The following is a 20,412-nucleotide window of genomic DNA, read 5'->3' as shown; positions in this document are numbered from 1 at the left end:
GGCGGTGGCCCGTGCCGGACGGGTGGCCCGCCGCCTGGCCGGCATGGCGGCGACCCTGCTCACGACCTCCTTCCTCGTCTTCTCCTCGCTGTTCCTCGCACCCGGCGACCCCGCCGCCTTCCTCGTCAAGGGGCGCAGCCCCAGCCCGCGGGAACTCGCCGAGATGCGCCGCCAGTACGGCTTCGACGAGCCGTTCCTCGTCCGGTACTGGCACTGGCTCGAAGGCGTCCTGCACGGCGACCTCGGCCGCTCCCACCTCTTCCACCAGGACGTCTCCTCCGTCATCTGGTCGCGGCTGCCCTCGTCCCTGCTGCTGATCGGCGTATCCGCCCTGATGATCGCGGTGTTCGGGATCGGCGCCGGGATGCTCGGCGCGCTGCGCCGCGGAACCCGAACCGACCGCTCCCTGATGCTCCTGGTGACGGTGGGCGCCGCCGCACCCGCCTTCGTCGCCGCGCTCCTGCTCCGGTCGGTGTTCGGGGTGCGGCTCGGCTGGTTCCCGACCATCGGGAACGGCACCGGCCTCCTGGACCGGCTGCACCACGTGGTGCTGCCCGCCGCCGCCCTCTCCGTCACCTTCGTCGCGCTGGTCACCCGCGTGACCCGCTCCGCGATGCTCGACGAACTGCGCCGCGAGCACGTCGAGGTGGCCCTGAGCCGGGGAACGCCCCGGCGCACCGTCATCCGCCGCCACGTCCTGCGCAACGCGCTCGGGCCGATCGTGACGGTCTCCGCGCTCCTCGTCTCGGGAATGCTGGTCAGCACGGCGATCGTCGAGACCGCCTTCGGAATGTCCGGGGTGGGATCCCTGCTCGTCCAGTCGGTGGACCAGCTCGACTTCCAGGTCGTCCAGGCGATCGTCCTGCTCGTCGTGGCCGCGTTCGTCGTGGTCAACGCCCTCGTCGACCTCGTCCATCCACTGATCGATCCGCGCACCACGGCGGCGGGGAGCGCACGATGACCGCACCCGCCACCACCCCGGCGGGCCCCGTCCGCCGTCCCTTCACCCGGCTCCGGCGCCTCGGCGGCGGCCGGCTCCAGCGGGCCTGCCTGCTGCTCCTCGTCCTGTTCGTCCTCGTCGCACTCCTCGCCCCCTGGCTCACGCCGCAGGACCCCACCTTCGGGCACCTCGGCGACACCCTCCTGGGCCCCGGCGCCGCACACTGGCTGGGCACCGACCAGGGCGGCCACGACACCTTCTCCGCCCTGATCGCAGGCACCCGCACCAGCCTCGCCGGACCGCTCGCCGTCGTCCTGTCCTCCACCCTCATCGGCATCGCCGTCGGCCTGTTCACCGCCTGGCGGGGCGGCCGGCTCGATGCCCTGACCGGCCGGATCCTCGACGTCCTCTTCGCCTTCCCCGCGCTGCTGCTCGCGATCCTCGCCGTGGCCCTGTTCGGCAAGGGGATGACCGCCCCCGTCCTCGCCATGGCGATCGCCTACATGCCGTACACGGCACGCCTGGTGCGCGCCCTGGCCGTCCAGGAGAAGGCCCGCCCCTACGTGGCCGCCTACCGGGTGCAGGGCCACTCCGCCCTCTTCGTCACCGTCCGCAGGATCCTGCCCAACATCGCCCCCACGCTGCTCGCCCAGTCGACGGTGAACTTCGGATACGCGCTGCTCGACCTCGCCGCCCTCTCGTTCCTGGGGCTGGGCGTGCAGCCGCCGACCCCCGACTGGGGCGCCATGATCAACCAGGGGCAGGCCGCCGTGCTCCAGGGCCGCCCGCTGTCCGCCGTCGTGCCGGCCGTCGCCGTCGTCCTGGTCGTCGTCGCCTTCAACGTCGTCGGGGAAGACCTCGGCGACCGGCTCGCGGGAAGGGACCCCCGATGACACTGCTCGCCTACGAAGGCCTCACCGTCACCCTGCCCCACACGGCCCGCCCGATCCTCGACGGCATCGGCCTGACCGTCACGGCCGGGGAGACCGTCGCCCTGGTCGGGGAATCCGGATCCGGCAAGTCCGTCACCGCACGCGCCGCCCTCGGCCTCTTCCCGGCGGACGCCGAGGTCTCCGGCCGGGTCCGCGTGGACGGGACCGACGTGGTCGGAGCCGACCCCGCGGGACTGCGGGAGGTCCGGACGGCCAAGGCGGCGATGATCTACCAGGACCCCCGGGCCGCCATCAACCCCGTACGCCGCGTGGGGGACTTCCTCACCGAACCGCTGCGCCTGGTCCACGGCTGGTCCAGGGACCGGGCGAACGCCAGGGCGGTCGAGCTGCTCGGCGCGGCAGGCCTGCCCGATCCCGTCCGGCACATGAACCAGTACCCGCACGAGCTCTCCGGCGGCATGCTCCAGCGCGTCGTGATCGCCGCGGCCCTCACCGCCGAACCCCGCCTGCTGCTGTGCGACGAGCCGACCACCGCCCTCGACGTCAGCACCCAGGCGGAGATCCTGGCCGTCCTCGGCCGATTGCGGCGCGAACGCGGCCTCGGACTGCTCCTGATCACCCACGACATCGAGCTGGCGGCCGCCGTCGGCGACCGGATCCACGTGATGTACGCGGGCCGGATCGTCGAGACCGCACCCGTCGCCGAGCTGTTCGCCCACCCCCGGCACCCCTACACGGCCGGGCTGCTCGGTTCGTCCCCGCCGCTGGAGGGCCCCGTCGGACGGCTGACCCCGATCCCCGGCGCGCCGATGGGCCTCCTGGAAACGGCGCCGGGCTGCGCCTTCGCGCCCCGCTGCCGGTTCGCCGAGCCCGGCCGCTGCGACCAGTCCCCGCCACCGCTGCTCCGGCACGGACCGGCCGAGGTCGCCTGCCACCGGGCCGCCGAACTCGACGGCCGCATCGGGGCCGCCGCTTCCCCTGACCCCGCTTCCGTCCGGCCCGTGAAGGAGGGCAGGTGACCACCGACCTCCTGCGCGTGACCGGCCTGCGCAAGACCTACCGTACGGGCGGGACGCAGGTCGTCGCCGTCGACGACCTGTCCTTCACGCTGCCGGCGGGCGGCGCCCTCGGCATCGTCGGGGAATCCGGTTCCGGGAAGACCACCACGGCCCGCATGCTGATCGGGCTCGAACGCCCGGACGCCGGGGAGATCCTCGTACGGGGCCAGGCGCCGGCCGCCGGACCCGTACGCGGCCGAGCGGCCCGGCTGGCCCGGGCCAAGGCCGTCCAGATCGTCTTTCAGGACCCCTACCTCTCCCTGGACGCCCGCATCGGCATCGGCGCGACCATCGACGGCGTGCTGCGCCTGCACGGATGCCACGACCGCGCGGTGCGGGCCGACCGGGTCAGGGAACTGCTGGCCCAGGTCGGCCTCGGGGACCGCGAGGCCGCCGCGCTGCCCCGCCACCTCTCCGGCGGCCAGCGCCAACGCGCCGCGATCGCCCGGGCGCTGGCCGTCCGGCCCGACGTCCTCGTGCTCGACGAGGCGGTGTCCGCGCTGGACGTGTCCGTCCAGGCGCAGGTGCTCAACCTGCTGTCCGACATCCGGCGCGACACCGGGATCGGGTTGGTCTTCGTCAGCCACGACCTGGCGGTCGTGCGCTACGTCTGCGACGAGGCACTGGTCATGTACCGCGGGCGCACCATGGAGCACCGTCCCGTCGCCGAACTCCTCGCCGATCCGCGGCATCCCTACACCCGGCTGCTGCTCGCGTCCGTGCCGCGCCCGGGATGGGACCCGGACTCGATTGGACGGCGGCGGCGCGCGCTCGACCCGCTCACCTCGGGAGGAGGTTCCGCGATCCGCCCGAGTGGCTCATAATCAACCCCTTGTGTGGCGCGAAATGACCAGCGCGCCACGCGCAGCACCACACGGGGGATTCATGCAGAGCACACCATTGTCCACGGAGCTGTCCGCGCTCATGTCCGCCGTCCGGCGGAGCCGGATCGTCACCGTCACCGGACAGGGTGCCGAGGACCGGAGCCGGCTCGCCACCGCCGTGGCGTGCCGGCTGCGGTCCAACTTCGTCGCCGGCACCGCCCTGGTGACGCTGGAGCACAAGACGGGCGAAGCGGAGCTGACTGCGGCCCTCTGCGGCCTCTCGCCGGGCGGCACGGTCCCGCCCGCCCCGGAGCGGCCGGAGCTGCCCTGGATCACCGGCCAGGACCTGCTGCTCGTCATCGACGGCGGCCAGCACCTCACCGACCGGGCGGTGCGCAGCCTGCGCGACCTCCTCGCCCTCGAACCGGGCCTCCAGCTCCTGACCAGCAACAGCCGGGCCCTCGGGTTCGACGGCGAGCAGCTGTTCCCGCTCCCGCGCTGAGACCCCTGCTTCGCGCTCACAGCCGCAGCGAGGCCGCCACGGGCAGGTGGTCGCTGGCGGTGGCCGGCAGGGTCCACGCCGAGACCGGGGTGAGGCCGCGGACCAGGATCTGGTCGATGCGGGCGAAGGGGAGGCGTGCGGGCCAGCTGAAGCCGAAGCCCGCGCCCGCCGCTTCGTGGGCGGAGCGGAAGCCGTCCACCACCGGGGCGAGGGCCCGGTCGTCGGTGGTTCCGTTGAAGTCGCCGACCAGCAGGGTGCGGCCGGGCGGGGCCGTGTCGAGCGCGGTGGCCAGCCGGCCGACGGCTTCGTTCCGGTTGGCGGTGGTGAACCCTGACGGGCGTACCCGTACGGAGGGGAGGTGGGCCACGTAGACGGTGAGGGGGCCCTCGGGGGTCTCGGCGGTGGCGCGCAGCGCGACCCTCCACGAGGTCACCTGCACCCGGGCCGGGTCGCGCAGCGGGAACGTGCTCCACAGGCCGACTGTGCCTTCGACCACGTGGTACGGGTGGGTCTCGGCCAGCGTCTGCTCGTACTGGCGCACCGCGGGCTGGACGAGTTCCTCCAGGGCGATCAGCCCGGCGCCCGACGCGGCCAGGGCGCGGGCCGTGCCGACCGGGTCGGGATTCGCGTCGTCCACGTTGTGCGTGACGACGGTGAGGTCGGCCGTGCCGCCGGTGCCGCCGGTGCCGCCCGTGCCGCGGTCGAGGAGCGCGGGGGCGTACAGCGCGGTCCAGGTGAGCGCCGGGAGCAGGACGGCGATCAGGACGGGGCGCGACCGGCTCACGAGGCCGGCCAGGGCCGCCGGCAGGACCACCGCGCCGGTCCACGGCAGGAAGGTCTCGACCAGGCTGCCGAGGTTGCCGATGCGGTTGGGGATCCAGCGGTGCAGCAGCATCACGAGGACGGTGAGCACGCAGAGCGCGGCGACCGCCTGGCGGCCCCGCCTCCGGCCGGTACTGCGTTCGGCGCCCTGCGGGGGCGCCCCGGCACACACCCGCCCCCGGCGTCCGGAGGCGGGGCACGGGGCGCGGCGGCCGTCAGGGGTGGGGCCGGCCGGAGGGTTCGTCACGGTGCGACCACTTCACGGCGCGGGTCGGCTGCACCCGGCCCGCCGCGCGAGGCGGGCTCGGCACCCGCCCGCGGGCGCCCCTTGACGATCACGGTCATGACCTTCAGGACGCGCACCAAACCCTTCCAGTTCTCGCCCCCTGGGTTGAATCCAGCCTCGCCGGCGTTTGAGGCGCGGGGTTCGGGGCGGAGCCCCGAAGCCTTGCGCCGCACCGGCACGGCCGGCCCCGACCGGGTGAAAACCGGCCCTGCCGACACCCGGGCCCCGGCCCGCACGCGCACCGCCCCTAGGATGGCGCGGGCCGTCGATCCACACCACCACGAGCCCCCGGAAAGGGAGTTGAGGCATGAGGAAGCAGCATTTAAGGGTCCTGGTCGCGGTCGGGGTCCTGGCGCTGGGGTCGGCCGGCACGGGAACCGCCCAGGCGAGCTCCGCGTCCTCCCCGGGCTGCCCGGCGCAGATCTTCGCCACGAACAACACGGCGGTCATCACCGACCCGGCGGACCCGCGGCTGAAGACCCGCCTGACGCGTTTCGACCACGAGGTGCGCGACATCATCCGCACCCACGGCGCGAAGCCCGGTTCCTCGACCCTGCTGGACGGGGTCTTCTGGTCCGGCGAGCTGAAGCAGACCACCTACGAGCGCTCGCGCGAGTTCGACGTCAACCGGGTCGGCCCCGAGGGCCTGCGCCACATCGCCGACGTCGTCCGCAAGCAGTACCACCAGGAATCGGTGCTCACCTTCCGCTGCCTGCCGCGCAACTCGCCGGACACCGACGCCGTGGAGATCCAGGCCCGGGGCGTCAGCCCGACCCGCCTCCACGACGCCCTCGTCGCCGACCCCGAGGCCCGGGAACGCCTGGGCGGCGGCTCGGTCACCCTCGACGGCCGGCTCGTCCTCATCGCCCCGCTGGCCGACCTCCCCCTCGCCCGGAAGCTCACGGCGGCCCTCGGTGTCGACTGGAACACCGCCGAAGTGCGCTACGGGGACGAGGAGTTCGTGGGCTAGCGGTTCGCGCGGCGGCGGCGCAGCAGGACACCGACGGCCGCGCCGGCCAGGGCCGTCGCCGCCACGCCCGCCGTCGTCCACCAGACTGCGGGCCCCGGCCCGGGCTCCGCGGGGTCCGCGGAGGCTGCGGAGGAGGCTCCGGAGGTGGGTGCCGGTGCCTGGGTGGGCGCCTGGGACGGCGAGGACGACGGTGTGGCGGGTCGGGGATCCGGGGTGCCGGTGGCCGGCGCAGGGTCCACGACCGGTACGCCGACTTCGCGTTCGCCGTGCCCGAGCGAGGGGAAGCCCACGTCCACGGCGACCTTCCAGGTGCCGGGCGGCAGGGCCTCGGCCGTGGTCCAGCCGGCCGGTGCGGCGGCGGGGTCCCGCACCAGCCGCCAGGGCCCCAGCGTGCGGGCGCCGTCGCCGCTGACCGCGTTCACGGTGGCGGCGACCGCCTCTTCGACGGCGTCCCCGTCGTTCTCCCAGGTGACGTCGGCGGTGACGTGGCCCGCCCGCTGCCCGGTCACCACCACCTTCACGGTGTCGCCGTGGGCGTGCGCCGCGGCGGGGGACAGCAGGATCAGGCCGACTGCGGCCGACAGGGCCTGGACAGCGATTCGTATGCGCATCGTGGCGGTGCTCCGGGTGGGATGAGGGACCGGCGGACGGCCGTGTGACGCGGCCGTCCGCCGGAGGGGACTTCAGGGGCTGGACGAGGTCAGCCGGCCTTCTGAACGGTCCAGACCTGCGCCGGGCTGCCGTCCGCGCGCTGGAGGTCGAGCAGCCAGTTCCCGTAGTAGGGGCGGCTGCTGACGGTCAGGGCGAAGCCGCCGCTCGGGTCGGTGACCGTCACCGCGCTGCCGCGGGAAGTCAGCTTCCAGGCCTGTGCGCCGGCGCCGCCGCAGGGCTGCTGGGCGACCCACATGCCGGCGGCCGGGGCGCCGCCGGGCTGCAGGCACTTGCCGGAGACGGCGGAGCGGATGCGGACCAGCCCGTTGCCCGCGTCGTCGAAGAACCACTGCTGCTGGGCGTACCCGTTGGACCGGGCACCGACGAGCACGGTGCCGTCGGCGCTGCGCCCGCCCCAGACCTCGGCGGCCATGCCGGTGCTGCCGTTGCCGAGGAGGTAGCGGGTGCCGGGGGTGGTGGTCGCTCCGCCGCCCGTGCCCTTCGTACGGAAGGTGGCGGCCTTGCCGGGGCCGCTGTCCCGGCCGGCACCGTCACGGACGGAGACGGCGACCGTGTACGAGGTGTCGGGCCGGAGGTTGTAGACGCGCAGCACCGGGGACTGGACCCAGGCCAGGTGCTTGCCGTTCAGCAGGACCTGGTACCAGGCGGCGCCCTCGACCTTGGGCCAGCTCACGACGACGGAGTCCGACTGGATCTGACCTGCCGTCACGGCCGGTCCGCCGGTCGGCTTCTTGGTCGGCGTGGGCGTCGGCTTCTTGGTCGGCGTCGGACTCGGGTTCGGGTTCGGACCGGGGTCGGTGCCGCCCCCGCCCTTGTTCCGCATCAGGAACTGGTTGTCGGCGATGTTCCAGTGCGTGGCCAGGTAGCTGCCGGCCTTGGGGCTGGTGTTGAAGTAGTCGTCGTGGTTGCAGTCCAGGATGTTCTCGGACGCCTGGTTGGTGCAGACGTTGCGCATCTGCGGGTAGTACGGGGTGTCCGAGTAGCACATGACGTCCCACTCGTCGGTGCAGTGCGCGCCACGGCTGGTGTTCGGGGCGCTGTTGTTGACCGCGCCCAGGTTGTGGCCCAGTTCGTGCGCCGCCGTGTGACCGCCCCAGCAGCCGGAGTCCGTACGGCCGTAGGAGGGGCCGAAGTTGCTGAGGTTGGTCTGGCCGGGACGCTCGTCGCCGTTGAAGGTGCCGATGCCGCAGTAGACCTGGGTGTCCGCGAAGATCATGTACTTGCGGTCGCGGCGGTCGAGGCCCTTGCCGGCGAGCGCGGAGTTGGTCGCGCTGAACTCGGCCAGCGCGGAGTCCGGGAGCTCGATGTTGAGCACGGTCGGGGTGCAGTCGGCGGCCGTCACGTAGCGGATGTGGCGGACCCCGCCGGTCTCCTGGGCGCTCGTCGCGTAGATAAGGTCGGCATCGGCGGCCCACTTGCGGAACGAGGCCACGTACTCGGAGTAGCGGTCGCGGCCGGGCCCGTGGACGTACACGACCTGGACGCGGTTGCCGGTGCTGCCGTCGCCGTCGCACTGGACGGTCTGGCCCGCGGGGCCGGCGGCGACGGCCTGGCCGGCGGCCGAGGGCGCGGGTGCGGGGGCCTTGTCGGCGGTGCGGCCGGCGTCGGCGGCGGGCGCGTCCTGAGGACGCCCGCCGCCCTCGGCGGTCGCCGGGTCGTCGGCGGCGGCGCGGGCCGGATCGGCTGCCGGGGCCGACGCCTTGACGGCCGGTTCGATGTCCTTCGTGATGTCGACGCCCTTGGGCGGGGCGTCGGGGCCGTGGGTGCACTGTCCCGCGCCGGTGCGGTAGACGCCGGCGCACCGGTCGCCCTTCGGGGCGGGGGCCAGGCCGTCGTAGACCATGCCGCGCGCGCTCTCGTTGGCGGGCGCGCTCGCGAGGGGTTCGGGCTCCTGGTCCCGGGCGGGCGCGGCGGCCGGTGCGGCGGCCTCCGCGCCGGCTTCTACGGACACGGCCTGCGCGCCGTCGCCCAGGCCGGAGTAGGCGATGCCGGCGGCGATCACCGCCGCCGTGGCCATGGCGGCGGTGACGAGTATCAACCGCCGCGGTTTGCGGCGGTGTTCACGCCGTCTGCGTCGTCCTGTCATGGGCACCTCAAGTCGATGTCGGATGAGTGGGTGCGCGGAAGCCTGCCAGACGAATGCGGCGAAGAATTCGGACAAAGGGGAGCGCGGTTCGAGAAATCGTTCCGTTACCTGTCCGCCAAATCTGACGAACTCTCAACCATCAATAAAACAAGGCCAGTTACGCGCGTCACTCTTCATTGGTCCAGGCCTGGCGGAGGTAGTCGTTATCAAATCGAGATAAGGGTGGTATCTCTGTTGACGGGAATTCAGTCAGGGATTCATCTAATTACTACCTGTCGAATTCCCTCCGTCACGACCCGTGAGGGAGGCGCCGCCGGGCCCGGCCCGATAGGGTGCCGGCTCCGCCCGAACAGGAAGGGACCGCACGCCGTGACCGCCCCGTGGGACACCATCAGCGCCCTGGCCGACCGCTTCGACGCCGCCGACGCCGAGCAGGGACTCCATCCCGAGGAGAGCCACCTGCTCCAAGTGCTCAAGATCGGAGAGGAGTTCGGCGAGGCGGCCCAGGCCGTCATCGGGGCCAAGGGCACCAACCCCCGCAAGGGCCGCTCCCATTCCTGGGAGGACGTCCACGACGAGGTGTGCGACGTCATCATCACCGGCATGGTCGCCCTCGCCCGGATGCGTCCGGACGCGGCGGCCTACTTCGCCGGCCAGCTCCACCTGAAGGCGGGCAAGTTCCTGCCCCCACCGGCGGAGACCGGCAGCTGACCACCGCGCCCGTGCCTGACGCGGGCGGTCGCGGGGCTCAGGCGGAGAAGCCGGTGACCTTCTGCGGCGTCACCCGGACGATGAGCCGGAGCACCTCGTCCGACTCGGTCGGCGGGTCCTGGCCGAGGTACTTGTGCGAGAGCCGGCGCGGCAGCGACTTCTCCGGGTCCTCGACCAGTTCGACCGTGCCGCGGATGTCTATGGACCGGTACGGGTTCTCGGCGTCGTAGAGAGTGAGGCTGACCCGTGGGTCCCGGGTGAGGTTGCGCGCCTTCTGGCGCCCAGCCGTGGTGGAGAACAGCACCGTGTCTCCGTCCCGCGCGATCCAGACCACCGAGGTCTGTGGCGCGCCGTCCCGGTTCAGCGTCGCGACGACGGCGAAGTTCCTCCCGTCCAGCAGCTTGCGCGTCTCCTCGTCGAACGTCGCTGACACAGCTTCACCCTTCCGTCGGGCATGCATGAGTTGATCACTCGTGCAGAACGGATGCGAGGGCCGATTCCTTCCCGCCGCGACCGTACGCGCTCATCCGCCGTGTTCACCGCACGCCCTGCACATCCCCGCGCCGCACGCGCCTCCTTGTGTGACTGGAGCACGGGGACAAGAACGCGACGCCGTCCCGGCTCCGGGGCTCAGGCCTCGGCGGACCGTACCGGACGGCGGAGCAGGTAGAGGGCCGCCGATGTGACCAGCGCCGCCATGCAGGCGATGAACACCAGCCCCGCGCCCTCCAGTCCGAGCGGGCCCACCAGCACGCCCACCCCGATCACCGGCACCGAGATGCCCGCGTACGCCACCACGAACAGCGTCGAGATCACCGCAGCCCGCCGGTCCGCGGGGGAGGCCGCGGCCACCGCGGACAGCGCCCCGCGGAACGCCAGCCCCTGCCCGCCCCCGCCGACCAGCGCGCTCAGCACCACCAGTGGCAGCAGCTCCCACACCAGCGCCCCCGCGAGCAGTGCCAGCCCGGCGAACAGTCCGGCGCAGCCCAGCGGCAGCGAGCGCCCCACCCCGACCCGGCCCACCGCCAGCTGCCCGGCGGTCGAGGCGAAGAACGCCAGCGCGACGACCAGCCCGCTCACCGCGCGGTTGTGCACGTCCAGGGACTCCGCGAGGAACGCCGGGCTGACCGACGTGAACACCCCGAACAGCGCGAACCCCACGAACGAGGCGGTCGCCGCCGCCCCGAAGACCGGCCGCACCTGCGGCGGCAGCCCGGGCCGCTGAGGCCGTACGGTGCTCAGCGGCCGCCGCTCCCGCACCGTCTCCGGAAGCCGCACCAAGGCGGCGGCCGAGCCGGCCACCAGCGCGAGGTGGACGGCGAACGGCAGGTACAGCGGCCATGCGGCGTACTGCGCGAGGGTTCCGGCGAGCAGCGGACCGCAGCCCAGCCCGCCCATGTTCGCGGCCGTCGCCACGAACGTGGCCCGGGAAGCGCCGCCGCGCGGGGCCAGCTCCATCACGTACGCGGTGGCGGCCCCGGTGAACAGGCCGGCGGACAGCCCCGACAGCAGCCGCCCCGCGTACAGCCAGCCCAGCCCGGTGGCGCACAGGAAGCAGACGGCGCTCGCCGCCGCGAAACCCAGGCCCGCCAGCAGCACCGGCCGCCTGCCCACGGCGTCCGAGGCGTTGCCGGCCAGCAGCAGCACGCCGATGACCCCGAAGGCGTACACGGCGTACACCACGGTCACCATCAGCTCGTCGAAGCCGAACTTCTCCTGGTAGAGGCCGTAGAGGGGGGTCGGCAGCGTGGTGCCGGCCATGCACACGGCGAACACCGCCCCGCTGAGCAAACACTGGCGCCACCCCGGGCGATCACCGTCCATGCCGCCGACCGTATCCCCGCACAGCACCCCGGACCCGGCCCGACGTGCGCGGCGCGCCGCCGCCCCCGCCTGCGCGGGGGAGGAGTGCCTCCGCGAAACTGGCCCACGCGGGCGGCAGACCGTACGACCGCACCGCGATACCGGCAGGGGGCGCAATGGGTTTCTGGATGACGTTGTCGCGGCACGACGCGGCCGCGGTCGAGGAGCTGCTGCGTCATCCCGACGGAGCCCGGGCGGGCCGGAGCCGGCTGTGGGAGGCGTGGAACGAGGGGCTCGGCATCGCCGGAGACGAGGGCGGGCGCGCCCCCGGCGGGCCGCCCCGGCTGGAGTTCGTCGAGGAGAACGACGACATCCGCCGCAACTGGGACGGTCTGCACGTGCTGCTGACCGGCTGCCGGGAACACGACCAGGACGAACACCCCACGCCCTGCGGCCCGGCACCCGCTCGGGACGTGGTGATGGGCGGCCTGCCCCTCGTCGAGGAGGGCGCGCGCCTCGACAACCCCCGGCTGCTGATGCCCGCCGAGGTGCGCGCCGCCCACGACTTCCTGAGCACGGTGGACGTCCACGCCCTGATCCGGGAGCGCGCCGGGCTGGTCGAGGAGGCGGGCGTGTACTCCTTCCGCATGAGCGTCGGACAGCCCGACGGGAGCGTCAAGGTCATGAGCATGATCGAAGACGGTTCCCTCGCCGAGAGCCTGGAAGGCGTGCGGGGCTTCTACGCGCGCGCCGCGGCGGCCGGGAACGCCGTCGTCAAGGAGATCTCCTGACACCGGCGCCGCTGACGGCCGCTCAGCCTTCGAGCACGCCCGGGTCGATGCGCGCGAGCCGTTCCGGGTCGGTGAGGATGTCGAGCGCGGTGATCCTGCCGTCCCGGATGGTGAACGCCATGACCGAGACCAGCCGGCCCTCGGCCGACAGGGCGGCCACGCCGGGGGTGCCGTTGACCAGGACCGGCCGGCCGGCCTCCGCGAACCGGGCGAAGGCGATCGCCTGGGAGGCGACGTCGGCCGCGCCGCGCCGCAGGACGCCGGGAAGCAGCGTGCCGCCGTCGGAGCGCGCCACGATCTCCGGGTCGAGGAGGGCGACCAGGGCGTCGAAGTCCCCGCCGCGGGCGGCGGCCAGGAAAGCCTCGACGACCGTACGCATCAGGGCCGGATCGGCGTCGGGAGCGGGCGCCGCGCCCTGGACCCGGCGCCGGGCACGGCTGGCGAGCTGCCGGGTCGTGGCCGCCGTACGGCCGAGGACGGATGCGATCTCGTCGAAGGACACCGAGAACATGTCGTGCAGGACGAACGCGAGGCGCTCCGCGGGGGAGAGGGTCTCCAGGACCACCATCAGGGCGATGCCGACGGAGTCGGCGAGGAGGATCTCCTGCTCGGGATCGAGGCCGTCCGCCCTGCTGACGATCGGGTCGGGGAGGCGGACCTGCCCGTCCCGGTCGTGCAGGGGATCCTCGCGCCGCGTGGTGCGCGAGCGCAGCATGTCCAGGCAGACCCGGCCCACCACCGTGGTAAGCCAGCCGCCCAGGTTCCGCACCTCGTCCGCGTCCGAGCGGCCGAGCTTGAACCAGGCCTCCTGGACGGCGTCCTCCGCCTCGCTGAGCGATCCCAGCATCCGGTAGGCCACCGCCCGCAGATGGGGGCGGTGTTCCTCGAAGCGCCGCGCCAGAAGGTCCTTCTCGCTCACCTGTTACGCCCCCGTGTCCCGCTTCCCCGTCAGTACCGTTTCGGACCCTAACCGACGGGGGCAACGGTCGCGGCCCCGTTGCCCATGGTGATGATCGGTTACTGATAGTGTCCGTGCGTGCGCGAAGAAGACCGAACCGTTCCGCGTGTCTTGATCGTCGATGACCATCCCCTGTTCCGGGAGGGGTTGAAGGCCGCCCTGGAGAGCACCGAGGGCGCCGTCGTGGTGGCCGAGGCCGAGACGGGCGGCGAGGTCGCGGACGCCGTGGACCGGCACAGCCCGGACGTGGTCGTGATGGACCTCTCCCTTCCCGACGTCTCCGGCATCGAGGCCACCCGCCGCCTCGCCCTCTCCCACCCCGGCCTCCCGGTCCTCATGCTCACCATGTCCGACGACGACGGCAGCCTCCTCGCCGCGCTCCAGGCCGGCGCCCGCGGCTACGTCGTCAAGGGCGCCGGCTGCGACGAGGTCCTGCACGCACTGCGCACGGTCGCCGCGGGCGGCGCCGTCATCGGCTCGGACATCGCCGCCCGCCTCTCCGCCCTCCTCTCCGGCGGCCACCGGCGCGACGCCGAGCAGCTCTTCCCCTCCCTGACCTCCCGCGAGGTCGAGGTGCTGGAGCTGATCGCCCGCGGCCACGACAACCGGCGCATCGCCCGCGAACTCGTGCTGTCCGAGAAGACGGTCCGCAACCACATCACGCACGTCTTCGAGAAGCTCCAGGTCACCTCCCGCGCCGAAGCCGTGGCCAGAGCCCGGGACGTGGGCCTCGGTGCCCTGGACGACGAGGGCTGACCCGTCGCCCACACCGCGCAGGGGACACCAGCGAGCGCCGCCCCCCGCTCCGGGCCCGAGATGCTGCCCGCCTACGCCGTCTGCGTCCTCACCATGCTCTCCGGCATCACCTGGGCCGTGCTCACCCTCACCCACCTCGGCCATCCGGCCCTGCGCACCGTCAGCGTGCACATCGCCGCCAACACCGTCCTGCTCGGCCTCGGGATCGCCCTGGCCGGCATGGTCTTCGCCGCCCGCCGCACCGCGCGCGCCCTGGGCGGGCTCCTGCTCTGCTCCGGCTGCGCCCTGGCCCTGTCCCAGGTGGTGCCGCTGATCGCCGTCATGTCCGGAGCGGGCCCGCACGTCTTCACCGCGGCGATCGTCCTGGCGATGGTCGCCTACACCCTCATCGGCGTCATCATCTATCCCATGCCGTTGTGGCTGCCCACCGGCCGCTTCCCCCGCGGCTGGGGCCTGCCCTACGCGGTGGGCGCCGCCGTCATCAGCGCGGCCCAGCAGTTCCACACCTTCACGAACCCGGGCTACACCTACTACGGGCTCCCCACCCCCCTCGCGAGCGGCGGCTGGGCCCGCGTGGACGCCCTGCTGACCCCGTGGATGGACACGCCCGCCGCCACGTACGGGGTCCCGTTGACGCTCATCGGCATCGGCGTGCTCATCATGGCGGTCCGCTGGCCCCGCTCCCCGAACTCCGAGCGCCCCTACGCGATCCTGACCGTGCCCTACGGCGTCTGGATCGCCGTGCTCTGCATCTACACGTTCACCGACGCCTCCGAGGGCCTCAAGGTCATCTCCCTCTACCTCGCCGCCGCGGCCTGGCCCGCGACCGTCGGATACGTCCACGTCCGCGAACGCACCTGGGCCCTGGACCGCGCGGGACGCCGCATCCTGACCGCCTTCGTGCTCACCTTCGTCCTCTTCATGGCCTACGCGGGCGGCGCCTTCGCCCTCTCCTGGTTCGCGCCCGGCTCCCTCACCCCCGAGGCCGCCCTGATGGCCTGCTTCACGCTGCTCATCGGCGCCCTGCTGCGGCCCACCGCGCGCCGGGCCGCCCGTATGGTCGACCGCTACTACTACGGCGAACGCGCCCAGCCCTACCAGGCCGTGCGTGAACTCGCCGACCGGCTCAGCCACGCACTCGACCCCGGCGACATGCCCCGGCTGCTCTGCGACACGGTCGTGCACACCCTCAGGCTGCCGGGCGCCCGCCTCGTGCTGCGCACCCGGCACGGCGACCGCGAACTGGCCCGCCTGGGCACGCCCGGCAGCTCCGACGAGGCCTTCCCCCTGGTGTACCGCGACAACGACATCGGCCACCTGCACGTCCCCCCGCGCGAGGGCGAACTCGCCCTCGACCAGCAGGACCGCGAGGCCGTACGGATCCTCGCCGACCACAGCGCGCCGGCCATCGCCTCCCTCCAGCTCTACGAGGACCTCCAGACGAGCCGCGAACAGATCGTCCTGGCCCGCGAGGAGGAACGGCGCCGGCTGCGCCACGACCTGCACGACGGCCTCGGCCCGGCCCTGTCCGGCCTGCGCCTCCAGGTCGACGCGGCCCGAGCGGCCATGGCGCCCGGAAGCAGGGCCACCGCCTCGCTCGCCACCGTCTCCGAGGGGATCGGGCACGCCATCGACGAACTGCGCCACATCACCGGCGGCCTGGCGCCCCCCGCCCTCGACGGCGCCGACCTGCCCCGCGCACTGCGCCAGCTCGCCGAACACCTGGGTCGCACCGTGCACATCGGCGTCAGCCTCGAACCCGAACCGTTCCCCGGCCTCCCCGCGGCGGTGGAGGTCGCCCTCTACCGGATCACCGCGGAGGCCCTGAACAACGTGGTCCGCCACGCGCAGGCCGACCACGCCCACACCCTGGTGGTCCTGACGCCCGAGGCCGTGACCCTGGAGGTCCGCGACAACAGCGCCGGGATCCCCGAGGACGCCCGCGCCCGGGACACGGGCGTTCGTACGTTGATGGTCCGAGCCCGAACGGGCTCGGGAAACCCGCAAGGAAGAGGAACCCATCATGTACGCAAAGATCGCTCGCATCGCACCGGTGGCCGCCCTGGCCATCGCCGGACTGCTCGTGGCGGGCCCGGCCGCGACCGCGGCCCCGCAACAGGACACCGCCGCAGTGTCGGTGCAGCAGCACCGGCCCGCCGGCAAGCACGGCCCGTACTCCAGCGAGAGCTCCTGCAAGAGCGCGGGAAAGAAGGGCCAGTCGCAGGGACACGGGCGGCACTACTCCTGCACGTACGAACAGCACAAGTGGTGGCTCTACACCTCCTGACCGGAGACGGGCCGCTCCACCGCCGGGTTCGGGACCCACGTCCCGGACCCGGCTCTCCTCTGTCCGGATCCGGGCGATCGGCCGTTGCCCGAACCGGGTACCGGTCGTTTGGGTGACCGACGGGGCAGTCGGGGCGATCACCGGGACGCGAGGCGAGTGGTGGGATGCGGGTTGCACGCAGGACGGTTCTCCAGGCCGCATCGGCCGGCGCGATGACGGCATGGCTCGGCCACCCCGCGGCGGCGGCCGCCTCCCCCCGGCCCGGCGCCGCGGAGCCGGCATCCGGCCACCCGGTCAGGCTCCGCTTCACCCGGGCCACCAACGGCGCGGCCACCGTCACCGCCGACGGCAGCCGCATCGTCGCCGAGGTGCAGAACATCCTCTGGTCGCTGCCCCCGGACGGCTCGCCCGCCACCCCGCTCACCCCGCCCGACCTGGAGCCGGGCCGCCCGGTGTTCTCCCCGGACGGCAGCCTGGTCGCGATGAGCGCCTACCGGGGCGGGGCCTTCCACATCTGGCTGATGCGCGCCGACGGCACCGGGCTGCGCCGGCTCACCGACGGCCCCTTCGACCACCGCGCGCCCGCCTGGTCTCCCGACGGCCGCACCCTCGCCTTCTGTTCCGAACGCGGCGGCGATCCCGTGGCGGGCAGCCCGTACCGGATCTGGACCGTCGGCGTCACCGACGGCCGCCTCCGCCGCCTGACGGGCCTGCCGGGGCAGGCCGGTCCGGGTCAGGAGGCCGCCTGGGAGGACTTCGACCCGGTCTGGTCGGCCGACGGCTCCCGCGTGCTGTTCGTCCGCGGCACGCCCACGGGGGAGACCCTGACCGCCCGCACCCTCGCCTCCGTGGCCGCCGACGCGACAGGGCCCGTACGGACCGAACACACCGCCACCGACGGCAGCCTGCACTCCCCGGCGCTCTCCCCGGCCGGCCGCACCGCCTGGCTCTCCGCCGCCCCCGGCGCCCGCAAGGCCGAGATCTACAGCCTGTACGCCGACGGCCGCCCCGTCGCCCTCGCGGGGGACCTCGCGCCGGCGCCCCCGCGCTGGATCGACGACGAGCGCCTGCTGCTCACCCTCGACGGCCGCTTCCGGGTGATCCGCCCCCACCGGGACCCCGTCGGGTACGAGATCCCCCTCGACGCCACCCTCGAACTGCCCCGCCCCGCCCGCCGCGTCAAGGAGTACGCACTGGAGGCCGAGCGGAGCCGCCCCGTGCTCGGCCTGCACCTGCCCAGCCTGTCGCCCGACGGCCGCACCGTGGCCTTCGCCGCGCTGGGCGCCCTGTGGACCGTGCCCGTCACCGGAGGAGCGCCCCGCAAGGTCCTCCAGGCCCCCGACACCGTCTACGTCCAGGGGCCGGTGTGGACCCCGGACGGCCGGGCCCTGGTGTACACCGACGACCGCGACGGGCTCAACACCGTACGCCGCCGCGAACTCACCGGCGGCGCCGAGAGCGTGCTCTCCCCGAGCGGCCGCGTCTACGGGTCCCTCTCCCCGGACGGCACCCGGCTCGCCGCCCTCGACCTGGCCGGACGGCTCCACGTCCGCGACCTCGCCACCGGAGCGGACACCCCGCTGGTCGAGGCGCTGGGCGGCGGAGGTCTGCCCAGCCCGCCCAGCTGGTCGCCCGACGGCCGCCACCTCGCCCTCTGCGACCGCAACCGGCTCAGCCGGCGCTTCCGCGAGGGCCACAACCTCATCCGGATCGTCGACACCACCACCGGCTCCTCCCGGCTCCACGCCCTCGCCCCGCACGCCTCGCTCTCCGACCGCTACGCCTCCGGCCCCGTCTGGTCGCCCGACGGCCGCTTCCTGGCCTGCGTCGGCGAATCGGCCCTCTGGCTGCTGCCCGTCACCCCCGACGGCACCCCCGCGGGCCCCGCCCGCCTCCTCACCGAGGAGCCCGCCGACCACCCCTCCTGGTCCGGCGACTCGCGCACCCTGCTCTACCAGTCCTGCGCCCGGCTGCGGCTGCTCGCCCTCGACGCCGACGGAACGCCCGCGGGACCGCCCCGTACCGTTCCGCTCACGCTGACCTACCGCCGCCCCGCCCCCGTCGACACCGTCGTGCACGCCGGACTCCTCTGGGACGCCACCGGCTCCCCGCCCCGCGCCGACGTCGACGTCCTCATCCGCGGCGGCAGGATCACCGCCGTCGAGCCCCACCGGCCGGGCCGCCGCGCCGCGCGCACCGTGGACGCCTCCGCCGGGACGGTCCTGCCGGGCCTGTGGGACGCGCACGTCCACCCGTACCCGTACACCTACGGGGCCCGGCAGGGCGCGCTGCACCTGGCCTACGGCGTCACCACCGCCGTCTCCCTCGGCGGCTCCGCCTACGAACAGGCCCGGCTGCGCGAGGACATCCGGGCCGGCCTGCTCGCCGCACCCCGGCTGCTGGCGGGCGGCGAACTCCTCGACGGATCCCGGGTCGCCTACAGCATGGGACGCGCCCACCGCACCCGCGCCGGATTCGCCCGCTCACTGGCCCGGGCCGCCGCACTGGACTGGGACTTCGTCAAGACGTACGTCCGTGCACCGTACGCGTACATGGAGGACGCGGCCCGCTTCGCCCACGAACGGCTCGGAGTGCTGGCCGGATCCCACCTGTGCGCCCCCGGCATCCAGGCGGGCCAGGACCTGACCACCCATCTGGTGGCCACCGAGCGCGCCGAGTACGGTCACGGAGCGACCCCGGCCGGACACACCTACCAGGACACCGTCGAGGTGTACACGCACGGCGGTTTCGACCTCATCGCCACGCCCTTCGGCGCCCTGCCGCTGATCGGAGCCGATCCGGCGCTCGCCGAAGACGCCCGGGTCACCGCTCTGATGCCGCCCTGGGACGTGGCGGCCGTACGGGCCGCGGCCGCCCGGCCGCCGAGCGCCGAGCAGAGCGCGGCCCTGGAACGGGAGGTCGCCACCTACCGGGCCGTCCTCGCGGGCGGCGGCCGGGTGGCGCTCGGCACCGACGCGCCGCTCACCCCCGTCGGCCTGCACCTCCACCTGTCCCTGCGCGCCCTGCACCAGTACGGGTTCACCGCCGCCGAGGCGCTGACCACCGCCACCCGCACCCCTGCCCGCGTGTTCGGCGTCGCGGAGCACCTCGGCACGGTCGAGCCGGGCCGGATCGCTGACCTCACCCTCGTCGACGGGGATCCCTTCGCCGACTTCGCCGACCTGGTCCGCGTACGGGCCACCGTGCGCGGCGGCACCCTCCGGGAACGCGCCGCCCTGGAAGGAACCTTCGCCCATGCGGCCGCACCGGCGGCCGCGGCGCCCGACTGGCGGGCCGTGCTCCGCCAGATGCTGCGGGACGGCTGCTGCACCGGCACCGACCACCGGGGCGGCCCGGCCTGAACGGTGACGGTGACGGCGTACGGCTACCCCTGCGGCCGGCTGCGCGCCAGGCGGAACCCGACGTCGTCCACGCGGAAGGTGGGGTGGCTGCGCCGCCGCGCCGAGGCCCGGCAGCTCCAGTGCTCGTCGAACCAGCCGCCGCCGCGCAGCACCCGGTAACCGCCGTACACCTCGGCGTCGTAGACGTCCCAGCACCAGTCCCACACGTTGCCGAGCATGTCGTGTAGGCCCCACGGGTTGGGCAGCTTGGCGCCCACTTCGTGGACCGACTCCTGTGCGTTGTCGCGGTACCAGGCGATCTCGTCGAGCGGCCCGTAGTGCGGGCCGCTCGTACCGGCTCGGCAGGCATGCTCCCACTCGGCCTCGGTCGGCAGCCGGTACCCGTCGGCGGACCCGTCCCACTCCACGGCAGGCTCGTCGCCGTCGCCGTCGCCGTCGATGCGGTAGGCGGCCGTCAACCCCTCGCGCAGGGAAAGGGCGTTGCAGAACCGGACCGCGTCCCACCACGAGACGCCCTCGACCGGCAGCCGGTCCCCCTGGGCGGTACTCGGCCGCAAGCCGGTGACCCGCGCGTACAGTTCCTGCGTGACGGGGACCGCCGCGAGGTCGTAGGGGGCGAGCGCGACCTTCCAACTGCGCTGCGTCCGCCGGTCGGACAGCGTCACCCGTCCGGCCGGTACGGAAACCATCC

The 20,412-nt window shown here is 73.8% G+C and carries 18 protein-coding genes; 11 read left to right on the top strand and 7 right to left on the bottom strand.

The features are described from left to right. Window positions 1–4: 4 nt before the first annotated feature. The 5 genes from ACFTXQ_RS08715 (at window position 5) to ACFTXQ_RS08695 (ending at window position 4,217) form a co-directional block, all read left to right on the top strand. Window positions 5–961 (top strand): ABC transporter permease, encoded by a 957-nt coding sequence (locus ACFTXQ_RS08715; protein WP_382637207.1) that lies wholly within the window; start codon window positions 5–7, stop codon window positions 959–961. Then, on the top strand, window positions 958–1,833 hold the full coding sequence (locus ACFTXQ_RS08710; protein ID WP_382637204.1) for an ABC transporter permease: 876 nt from the start codon (window positions 958–960) through the stop codon (window positions 1,831–1,833). Before ACFTXQ_RS08715 ends, ACFTXQ_RS08710 begins: the two co-directional genes overlap by 4 nt. Further along, entirely contained in the window at window positions 1,830–2,852 is a 1,023-nt protein-coding gene (locus ACFTXQ_RS08705) for an ABC transporter ATP-binding protein (RefSeq protein ID WP_382637202.1), read from the top strand. The genes ACFTXQ_RS08710 and ACFTXQ_RS08705 overlap by 4 nt, the downstream gene beginning before the upstream one ends. After that, complete coding sequence (locus ACFTXQ_RS08700) at window positions 2,849–3,715, top strand: ATP-binding cassette domain-containing protein (protein WP_382637199.1); 867 nt, start codon at window positions 2,849–2,851, stop codon at window positions 3,713–3,715. Before ACFTXQ_RS08705 ends, ACFTXQ_RS08700 begins: the two co-directional genes overlap by 4 nt. A gap of 61 nt (window positions 3,716–3,776) precedes the next feature. Continuing rightward, window positions 3,777–4,217, top strand: a complete 441-nt coding sequence (locus tag ACFTXQ_RS08695; protein WP_382637196.1) for a hypothetical protein — start codon at window positions 3,777–3,779, stop codon at window positions 4,215–4,217. A gap of 16 nt (window positions 4,218–4,233) precedes the next feature. Here ACFTXQ_RS08695 and ACFTXQ_RS08690 read toward each other — a convergent pair whose 3' ends face one another. After that, window positions 4,234–5,286: an endonuclease/exonuclease/phosphatase family protein gene (locus ACFTXQ_RS08690; protein ID WP_382637193.1), complete on the bottom strand. Its 1,053-nt coding sequence runs from the start codon at window positions 5,284–5,286 to the stop codon at window positions 4,234–4,236. Between the two features lie 346 nt (window positions 5,287–5,632). Here ACFTXQ_RS08690 and ACFTXQ_RS08685 point away from each other — a divergent pair, with 346 nt between their 5' ends. Continuing rightward, the gene (locus ACFTXQ_RS08685; protein ID WP_382637190.1) at window positions 5,633–6,295 is read left to right on the top strand and encodes a hypothetical protein; all 663 of its coding nucleotides are present in this window, start codon (window positions 5,633–5,635) and stop codon (window positions 6,293–6,295) included. On the opposite strand, the gene ACFTXQ_RS08680 is transcribed toward ACFTXQ_RS08685, so the two are convergent. Then, window positions 6,292–6,906, bottom strand: coding sequence for a hypothetical protein (locus ACFTXQ_RS08680; protein ID WP_382637187.1), 615 nt, complete (start codon window positions 6,904–6,906; stop codon window positions 6,292–6,294). The genes ACFTXQ_RS08685 and ACFTXQ_RS08680 overlap by 4 nt on opposite strands. An 89-nt stretch (window positions 6,907–6,995) precedes the next feature. Next, a complete protein-coding gene (locus tag ACFTXQ_RS08675) occupies window positions 6,996–9,005 on the bottom strand; it encodes an RICIN domain-containing protein (RefSeq protein ID WP_382637184.1) in 2,010 nt (669 codons plus the stop codon). Between the two features lie 417 nt (window positions 9,006–9,422). On the opposite strand from ACFTXQ_RS08675, the gene ACFTXQ_RS08670 reads away from it, so the two are divergent. Further along, window positions 9,423–9,764, top strand: coding sequence for a MazG-like family protein (locus ACFTXQ_RS08670; RefSeq protein WP_382637181.1), 342 nt, complete (start codon window positions 9,423–9,425; stop codon window positions 9,762–9,764). Window positions 9,765–9,801: 37 nt separating this feature from the next. Here the strand turns inward: ACFTXQ_RS08670 and ACFTXQ_RS08665 are convergent, their stop codons facing one another. Both ACFTXQ_RS08665 and ACFTXQ_RS08660 read right to left on the bottom strand, forming a co-directional pair. Next, the gene (locus ACFTXQ_RS08665; RefSeq protein ID WP_382637178.1) at window positions 9,802–10,197 is read right to left on the bottom strand and encodes a PPOX class F420-dependent oxidoreductase; all 396 of its coding nucleotides are present in this window, start codon (window positions 10,195–10,197) and stop codon (window positions 9,802–9,804) included. Window positions 10,198–10,394: 197 nt separating this feature from the next. After that, window positions 10,395–11,588 (bottom strand): MFS transporter, encoded by a 1,194-nt coding sequence (locus ACFTXQ_RS08660; protein ID WP_382637175.1) that lies wholly within the window; start codon window positions 11,586–11,588, stop codon window positions 10,395–10,397. 167 nt (window positions 11,589–11,755) lie between these two features. Between ACFTXQ_RS08660 and ACFTXQ_RS08655 the strand changes: the two genes are divergently transcribed. After that, window positions 11,756–12,358: a DUF1877 family protein gene (locus tag ACFTXQ_RS08655; RefSeq protein ID WP_382637173.1), complete on the top strand. Its 603-nt coding sequence runs from the start codon at window positions 11,756–11,758 to the stop codon at window positions 12,356–12,358. A gap of 22 nt (window positions 12,359–12,380) precedes the next feature. On the opposite strand, the gene ACFTXQ_RS08650 is transcribed toward ACFTXQ_RS08655, so the two are convergent. After that, window positions 12,381–13,277, bottom strand: coding sequence for a sigma-70 family RNA polymerase sigma factor (locus ACFTXQ_RS08650; RefSeq protein ID WP_382637170.1), 897 nt, complete (start codon window positions 13,275–13,277; stop codon window positions 12,381–12,383). A 150-nt stretch (window positions 13,278–13,427) separates the two neighbouring features. Between ACFTXQ_RS08650 and ACFTXQ_RS08645 the strand changes: the two genes are divergently transcribed. The 3 genes from ACFTXQ_RS08645 (at window position 13,428) to ACFTXQ_RS08635 (ending at window position 19,721) form a co-directional block, all read left to right on the top strand. Next, window positions 13,428–14,072, top strand: coding sequence for a response regulator (locus tag ACFTXQ_RS08645; protein ID WP_382637168.1), 645 nt, complete (start codon window positions 13,428–13,430; stop codon window positions 14,070–14,072). A gap of 60 nt (window positions 14,073–14,132) precedes the next feature. Further along, window positions 14,133–16,475, top strand: coding sequence for a sensor histidine kinase (locus tag ACFTXQ_RS08640; RefSeq protein WP_382637166.1), 2,343 nt, complete (start codon window positions 14,133–14,135; stop codon window positions 16,473–16,475). A gap of 96 nt (window positions 16,476–16,571) precedes the next feature. Then, window positions 16,572–19,721, top strand: a complete 3,150-nt coding sequence (locus ACFTXQ_RS08635; protein ID WP_382637163.1) for an amidohydrolase family protein — start codon at window positions 16,572–16,574, stop codon at window positions 19,719–19,721. A gap of 23 nt (window positions 19,722–19,744) precedes the next feature. Here the strand turns inward: ACFTXQ_RS08635 and ACFTXQ_RS08630 are convergent, their stop codons facing one another. Further along, complete coding sequence (locus tag ACFTXQ_RS08630) at window positions 19,745–20,410, bottom strand: formylglycine-generating enzyme family protein (protein ID WP_382637404.1); 666 nt, start codon at window positions 20,408–20,410, stop codon at window positions 19,745–19,747. Between the last annotated feature and the right edge of the window lie 2 nt (window positions 20,411–20,412).

Origin of the sequence: Streptomyces sp. NPDC057010, from assembly GCF_042673805.1 — a bacterium.
Taxonomy (GTDB): domain Bacteria; phylum Actinomycetota; class Actinomycetes; order Streptomycetales; family Streptomycetaceae; genus Streptomyces.
The sequence above is the reverse complement of the archived record's forward strand: the minus strand, read 5'-3'. Positions and strand labels throughout refer to the sequence as shown.

Excerpts from the sequence above, each read along its gene's own strand:
- ACFTXQ_RS08710 (WP_382637204.1), top strand. The coding sequence starts at position 958 with ATGACCGCACCCGCCACCACCCCGGCGGGCCCCGTCCGCCGTCCCTTC.
- ACFTXQ_RS08705 (WP_382637202.1), top strand. The coding sequence starts at position 1,830 with ATGACACTGCTCGCCTACGAAGGCCTCACCGTCACCCTGCCCCACACG.
- ACFTXQ_RS08695 (WP_382637196.1), top strand. The coding sequence starts at position 3,777 with ATGCAGAGCACACCATTGTCCACGGAGCTGTCCGCGCTCATGTCCGCC.
- ACFTXQ_RS08685 (WP_382637190.1), top strand. The coding sequence starts at position 5,633 with ATGAGGAAGCAGCATTTAAGGGTCCTGGTCGCGGTCGGGGTCCTGGCG.
- ACFTXQ_RS08680 (WP_382637187.1), bottom strand. The coding sequence starts at position 6,906 with ATGCGCATACGAATCGCTGTCCAGGCCCTGTCGGCCGCAGTCGGCCTG.
- ACFTXQ_RS08660 (WP_382637175.1), bottom strand. The coding sequence starts at position 11,588 with ATGGACGGTGATCGCCCGGGGTGGCGCCAGTGTTTGCTCAGCGGGGCG.
- ACFTXQ_RS08655 (WP_382637173.1), top strand. The coding sequence starts at position 11,756 with ATGACGTTGTCGCGGCACGACGCGGCCGCGGTCGAGGAGCTGCTGCGT.
- ACFTXQ_RS08640 (WP_382637166.1), top strand. The coding sequence starts at position 14,133 with ATGCTGCCCGCCTACGCCGTCTGCGTCCTCACCATGCTCTCCGGCATC.
- ACFTXQ_RS08635 (WP_382637163.1), top strand. The coding sequence starts at position 16,572 with ATGACGGCATGGCTCGGCCACCCCGCGGCGGCGGCCGCCTCCCCCCGG.
- ACFTXQ_RS08630 (WP_382637404.1), bottom strand. The coding sequence starts at position 20,410 with ATGGTTTCCGTACCGGCCGGACGGGTGACGCTGTCCGACCGGCGGACG.